The organism is Jannaschia seosinensis, from assembly GCF_001408515.1.
GTDB lineage: Bacteria > Pseudomonadota > Alphaproteobacteria > Rhodobacterales > Rhodobacteraceae > Jannaschia > Jannaschia seosinensis.
The window spans coordinates 1-6363 of record NZ_CYPR01000239.1 but is presented as its reverse complement, the minus strand read 5'-3'; the positions used below and the strand labels follow the sequence as shown (position 1 = coordinate 6363).

The 6363-nt window shown below is 63.8% G+C and carries 3 protein-coding genes and 4 pseudogenes; 3 read left to right on the top strand and 4 right to left on the bottom strand.

Translation table 11 applies throughout. The annotated features are described in order from the left end of the window. A pseudogene (gene istA, locus JSE7799_RS18150) lies at nt 1-1431 on the bottom strand (IS21 family transposase); the annotation flags it as partial. Between the two features lie 136 nt (nt 1432-1567). Here istA and JSE7799_RS18145 point away from each other — a divergent pair. Then, on the top strand, nt 1568-2293 hold the full coding sequence (locus JSE7799_RS18145; RefSeq protein ID WP_222101817.1) for a transposase: 726 nt from the start codon (nt 1568-1570) through the stop codon (nt 2291-2293). An 85-nt stretch (nt 2294-2378) separates the two neighbouring features. Here JSE7799_RS18145 and JSE7799_RS18140 read toward each other — a convergent pair. Then, nucleotides 2379-2576 (bottom strand): annotated as a pseudogene (locus tag JSE7799_RS18140) (transposase); the annotation flags it as partial. Nucleotides 2577-2863: 287 nt separating this feature from the next. Further along, nucleotides 2864-3834, bottom strand: a pseudogene (locus JSE7799_RS18135) (IS481 family transposase). A gap of 345 nt (nt 3835-4179) precedes the next feature. Between JSE7799_RS18135 and JSE7799_RS20185 the strand changes: the two are divergent. Both JSE7799_RS20185 and JSE7799_RS21175 read left to right on the top strand, forming a co-directional pair. Then, nucleotides 4180-5705, top strand: a pseudogene (locus tag JSE7799_RS20185) (IS3 family transposase); the annotation flags it as partial. Nucleotides 5706-5877: 172 nt separating this feature from the next. Beyond that, on the top strand, nt 5878-6054 hold the full coding sequence (locus JSE7799_RS21175; protein ID WP_186202001.1) for a hypothetical protein: 177 nt from the start codon (nt 5878-5880) through the stop codon (nt 6052-6054). Here JSE7799_RS21175 and JSE7799_RS18120 read toward each other — a convergent pair. Beyond that, a partial coding sequence (locus tag JSE7799_RS18120) for a transposase (protein ID WP_186202000.1) occupies nt 6055-6363 on the bottom strand: 309 nt, incomplete at its 5' end.

The following is a 6363-nucleotide window of genomic DNA, read 5'->3' as shown; positions in this document are numbered from 1 at the left end:
ATCGGCACGCGGCAGGTAGGGGTAGACGTCGAGGTCGAGCTTCGGCGGCCGCCTCTCGACCTGACAGAGAACGAGGTGCTTGACCGCATCGAAGCCGACCGCGCCCAGTTGCAGGGCCTTCTTCACGGCGGCATGGAGATCGACGATGTCGAAGGTCTCCAGAAGGCGCAGAACCTGGACATACTCGCGGCGTCCCGCCTTGATCATCCGCGCTTCCATCAGGCGGCGCAGGGTCGCAAACTCCGGCGGCAAGTCCCATTCCGCCAGAGGTGCTGCCTGATCCAAAGCGTTGATCTTGCGCTCGATTAGCGGCAGGTAATGCATTGGATCAAAGACCATGTCCTCGCGACCGTAGCAGCGGGGATGGCGTGCGATGACTTCACCACTGCAGCCGATAACGACCTGATCGACATAGCCCCTGATCCAGACGTCGCGGTGGCCGTAAGCAACCGGCACGGAATAATCGTTGGTCTTGTAGCGCACCAGCGCTTGGGAGCTGACCCGTCCGGTGGTCTGATCGCAGGCGTCGAATGGCGCGGCCGGCAGGTCGGCCATCGCGGCCAGGTCCCGCGCGAGACGTTGACCGATCGTCTCGGACTGGCCCCGCAGGACATCTGCTTGGCGCCTGCGGCACTGCTCCTCCAGATGGGCGTTGAACGCGTCCCAAGTTGCGACCCGCGGGATCGGCACCATGAAGTTGCGGCGGGAATAGCCGACCAGCCCTTCCGCGTTGCCCTTGTCGTTGCCCTTTCCGGGCCGCCCGTAGCGGTCGCGGAACAGGTAATGCGACAGGAACCCGCTGAAGAGCGTGGCCCGCTGACGCGTCCCGTCCGGCAGGATCTTCGCAACCAGACAGCGGTCGTTGTCGTAGAGGACCGATGCGGGCACCTTGCCAAAGAACGCGAAGGCGTGGACGTGGCCATCAATCTAGGCTTCCGCTGTCGCCGCGGGATAAGCGCGCACAAAGCAGGCATCGCTGTGCGGCAGGTCCATGACGAAGAAATGCGCCTTCTGCTCGACGCCGTCGATGATGACCACCGCCTCGCCAAAGTCGGCCTGGGCATGACCGGGCGGATGCGCCAGCGGCACGAACATCTCTCGGCCGCGCCGCTCGCGCTCCCGCATGTAGTCCTTCACGATCGTATAGCCGCCGGCGAAACCATGCTCATCGCGGAGCCGTTCGAACAACCGCTTCGCCGTGTGCCGCTGCTTGCGATGGACCTCGCGATCGCCATCCAGCCAGCCGTCGATGATCCCGGTGAACCCGTCCAGCTTCGGCCGCTTCACGGGCGCCGTTCGCCGGTATCCTGGAGGAATCGAGAACGCCAACATCTTCTGAACGCTGTCGCGCGAAATCCCGAAGTGATNCGCCGCCGCCCGCTGGCTCATGCCCTCCGCACAGGCCAATCGCACCTTACGATACAAGTCCACGGTGAAAATCCTCCCGCCCTCCCTGCCGCCAGAGAGGGTAAAGGTGGACGACTTTTACGCCGCCCGCAGCAGGCTCATCCCGCCGCTACCGTGGCAGACTTTTGCACCGCCGTTCTCAGATTGGNNCGTGGGCATCGTGATCTCGCTGCTCGGCAACCCTCGCCCTTGGCATCTGTGTCTTGACCGCACCAACTGGAAGATCGGCAAGACCGACGTTAACGTCCTCGTGTTGGCCGTCATCACGGCCAGGTTCCGTGTCCCGTTGATGTGGACCATGCTCCCGCATTCCGGCAACAGCACGACCGCTCAGCGCATCGCGCTGATGAAGCGGTATCTCGCGTATTTCGACGCCTCAACCGTTCGGATGCTGCTGGCGGATCGCGAGTTCATCGGTCAGGAATGGTTCACTTTTCTCGTCGAGCAGGAGATCCCCTTCGCGATCCGCATGAAGGAGGGCCAGATAGTCCGTACCAACGGCCGCGAGCTTCTCGTGGTGGCTTCGCCCTATCCAGCCACTGGCGCGCACATCCTGCGGCAGTACAAGAAGCGCTGGCTCATCGAGTGCCTGTTCGCCGACAGCAAGACGCGGGGGCTGAACCTGGAGGACACCCGCCTGACGCTCGCGTCCAAGTTGTCTCTGCTCATCGCCATAACCGCTATTGCCATCGCCCTCATCTGCCGTGCTGCAGCCCAGCTCATGGGACACAAATACCCCGCCCGGAAGAAGCACGGATACTGCTCGAAATCCTGGTTCCGGACCGGCTTCGATGAGGTCCGACGATGGATGCGGTCCGGTCCCGAAACGCCTCTCGTCGCCCGAAATCTCGTCGTCCCGAGACGGCTGCGGGTGGGAGTCGTGTAGTCTGACGTCATTCAGGGGATTGAGTTCAAGGACGGGATCAAGCAACTTCAAACCGCCGCCTGATGAGGACCGTCACCAACTTTTGGGCATATCTCACTTTCGCCGGGTCACGCGGATCGTGCAGGCAATCTGCGAGCCGCTGCGCCAGACCCGCCCTGCGCTCGATCTCGCGCAGCAGGGTCAGTCCGGCGTCGGAGCTCATGTCGGCGCCGTCAAACCCGAGCAGGACCGGCTTGCCATTGAGGGGTGACAGGCGGGGCGTGAAGCACGTAGATTGAGCCATGGCGGAGGTCGTCCTGCTGAAATCTGAATCTTCGGCGTCGATAACCAAAAAATACAGAGTTTCAGACGGTTACGACACCTCCGCCGCCTTCTCGTGAATTATCCGGGATAGCTGAACAGCGACTCCGCCACCTCGTCCGTCCCTCGCTTCGCCAGCCCGGCCACCGCCTCCCCAAGGATGAGAAATGTCCTCGAAATCGCGTCGGGCCCGGTGTTTTCCAGCAGCGTGTTAAAGAGCAGTCAGAAATTCGGATACTCTAACCACAGAGATGTAATCGAAGCTGCTGCCTATCTGTCACATCCCGGAAGGTAGTATGGCTGTTTCTTGAACAGCTCTGGCTTGATTTTGTGCCAGTCCTTCATGGCCTGCAAGGGCGCCTTGCTGGCCAACGCTGATTGCGGGAGCTGCTGGTTGTAGAGCCAGACGTATCGGTGGAGCGTGGTCTCCAGGTCCTCGCCTGATCGGAAATGGTGGCTCTGCAGGACCTCTTCGATCCGGCCGTTGAAGCGCTCGACCATTCCGTTGGTCTCGGCGACTTCGGCGGGGTCAGGCGGTGGTCGATGTCGAGGGCGGCGCAAAGCGCGTCGAACGCGTGCTCTCCCGTGGCAGTCCGCTTGCGCAGGCCGAAAAGGCGGTCGGTGAACTCCTTGCCATTGTCGGTGAGAATGGTGCGGATGCGGATCGGGCAGGCGCGCTCCAGATCGCGCAGGAAGCGCCGTGCGTTGGCCGCGGTCTTTGCCGGGAAGACACGGATNAAGACCCATCGGGTCGCCCGGTCGATGGCCACGAAGAGGTAACGGCGGCGGGTCTCATCGGCCATTTGCGGCAGGTATTTCACGTCGATGTGGAGGTAGCCCGGCTCGTAGGCCTTGAAGGCGCTGTACTTCGGCTTGGCCGCCTTGGCCTTCAGGTCGCGCAGGTTTCCCACGCCATGCCGGCGCAGGCAGCGATCCAGCCCCGAGCGCGAGGCGTTCGGGTTCAGGAACTCCCGCACAACCGCCAGCAGATCATCCAGCGACACCAGCAGCGCCTTTCGCAGGGCCACCGCGACGGCCTCTTGCGGTGGTGTCAGCGTCGTCTGGAGCCTGTGCGGCGTGTGGCTGCGATCCGCGACGCTGTCGCGCTTGCGCCACTTGTAAACGGTCTGCTCCGTTATGCCGAAGCGCTCGGCCAGGACCGGAGCAGGCTCCGTGCTCGCCTGGATCGCCGCCCGCACCTTCGGCGTGGTCGTGGCCTGCTTGTGAAGATGTATCAGCATGGTCGTGCCCCGTCTCGAAGGTCCCTCAGAACCGATCTTGCCATGAAGAGCGCGGATCGTCGCGGGGAAAGGTGATCATCCGGGGCGGAACATCTATGCGTCGGCACCGGCCAGCGCCTCGGCGACTGCGTTAAGATGACTTGAGAGGATTTCGACGGCGAGTATATGGCGATCTGTCAGGAAAAGACGGATAATAAAATTTGGGTCTATTGTCCGGCGCGTCTTCAAGCGTTTCTCAACAAACTGCCTCGGGATGGACGCCACATCCTCCCCCTCTGTCAGGGAAGTTGTCGCCTGCTCTGATGCAGAAAGTGTATTCTGAGGCGGGCGGGACAGGACGACGAAATGGCTTACTCACCTGAACGGAAGGCTGCGGTGATCGGGAAGATGCTGCCGCCGAACAACATGCCCTTGGGCCGGCTGGCCAAGGAGGAAGGGATCAGCGTGGCGACGCTTGCGAAGTGGCGGGCGGAGGCGCGGGCGAAGGGGCAGTTTCTGCCCGAAGCGAACGCGGGTCCCGAGAGCTGGACCTCAGCGGACAAGCTCGCTGCGGTGATCGAGACGGCGTCACTGAATGCAGTGGAGCTTGGCGAACATTGTCGGCGCCGCGGCATCTACCCCGATCAGCTGACTGTCTGGCGGGAGGCCTGCGCGCGGGCCAACGACTGGGAACGAGCGGCGTCCCGCCAGATCGCGCGGGAAACACGGGACGCCAACAAGCGGGTGCAGCAGCTGGAACGGGAACTGGCGCGCAAGGAAAAGGCCCTGGCCGAGGCGGCGGCGCTGACGATCCTGCGAAAAAAGGCCGAGGCGATCTGGGGCCCAGAGGGAGGCGCGGAGAAATGACGCCTGCTCACGATCGCCGACATGTTGCAGCCCTCATCGACGAGGCCGTATCAGCCGGAGCTCGGTTCACAGCCGCTTGCGCTGCCCTTGGCCTGAACCCACGCACGCTCCAGCGCTGGCGGGATCCGGTCGGCGGGATCTGCGAGGACCGTCGTCCGTCTGCGGACCGGCCGGCGCCGACAAACCGGCTCAGTGAGGCGGAACGCGACGAGATCGTCGCCACCTGCAACGCGCCGGAGTTCGCCAGCCTGCCGCCCAGCCAGATCGTGCCTCGGCTGGCTGACCGCGGCGACTACATCGCGTCGGAATCCAGCTTTTACAGGGTGTTGCGCGAACGCGGCCAGAACCATCGCCGCGGTCGCGCGCGTCCGGCCACGCGCCGCAAGCCGCCCACCAGCTTCGAGGCGAAGGCGCCGTGCCAGGTCTGGAGCTGGGATATCACGTGGCTGCCCGGGCCGATCGCCGGCACCTTCTTCTACCTCTACCTCATCGTCGATATCTTCAGCCGGAAGATCGTCGGCTGGGAGGTCCATGACCGCGAGACCGCCGACTTCGCCGCCCTGGTTCTCAAGCGTGCGGTATGGTCCGAGAAGTGTCTCACCAATCCCTTGGTGCTGCATGCCGACAATGGCAGCCCCATGAAGGGCGCAACGATGAAGGTGACGATGGAGCGGCTCGGCGTGACCGCGTCGTTCAGCCGACCCCGGGTCAGCAATGACAATCCGTTCTCCGAGGCCCTGTTCCGGACCTGCAAATATACGCCCGGTTGGCCAACCCGCGGCTTCGCGACGATCGAGGAGGCGCAGATCCGGGTCCAGACCTTCGTCACCTGGTACAACACCGAGCATCGGCACAGCGCCATCCGCTTCGTGACACCCGACCAGCGCCATCGTGGCGAGGAAAAGGCGCTGCTGGCAGAGCGCCACCGCGTCTACCAGATGGCCCGCGCCGTACACCCGGAACGCTGGTCAGGTCAGACCCGCGACTGGCAGCCCATCGGCTCGGTCTGGCTTAACCCCGAGCGATCCGATGCCGGGCGCAGAGGCCATGGGGCTGCCGACGCGCTCCCCCATGAAGCTGGCGGCGGCGGCCCCATGGCCGGCCCAGCCGAGAACGCAGCGTGAAAACGAGTGCAGGCGACAACTACCTTGACGAACACCGCCTTGCCGCCGAGTCGCGCTGACATATCCTTTCGGCATGCGCCTGCCCCTCATCCTCGCGGCCACGCTCCTCACCGCCGCCTGCACGGCGCGGCCGCTGACCGCCAACGAGACAGCACTCCTCCACCCGATCTACGGCGAGACGCTCGTGTCGGACGATAGTGCCCCATTGCGTGGTGTAGGAGCGCCGACCTTCGGAGAGGTCCGAAGCTGATCAGGTGGCCACGGTGGGCAATCTGACGTCTGCATTGTCGGTGACGCGCGCGAGGCTTTCAAGCGACATGTACCGCCGGGCGACTGTCCATTCGTCGTTTGTCTCGAGCATCAGAGCGCCGACCAGGCGAACAATGGCTTCGTCGTTTGGAAAGATCCCGATGACATCGGCGCGCCGCTTGATCTCGCGGTTTACTCGCTCGATTGGGTTCGTGGATGCGATCTGGGTCCAATGCTCGCGCGGGAAGTCCATGTAGGCCAGGACGTCGTCGCGGGAGGCGTCCATGAACGCGCCGAGCTTTTCCTGCTT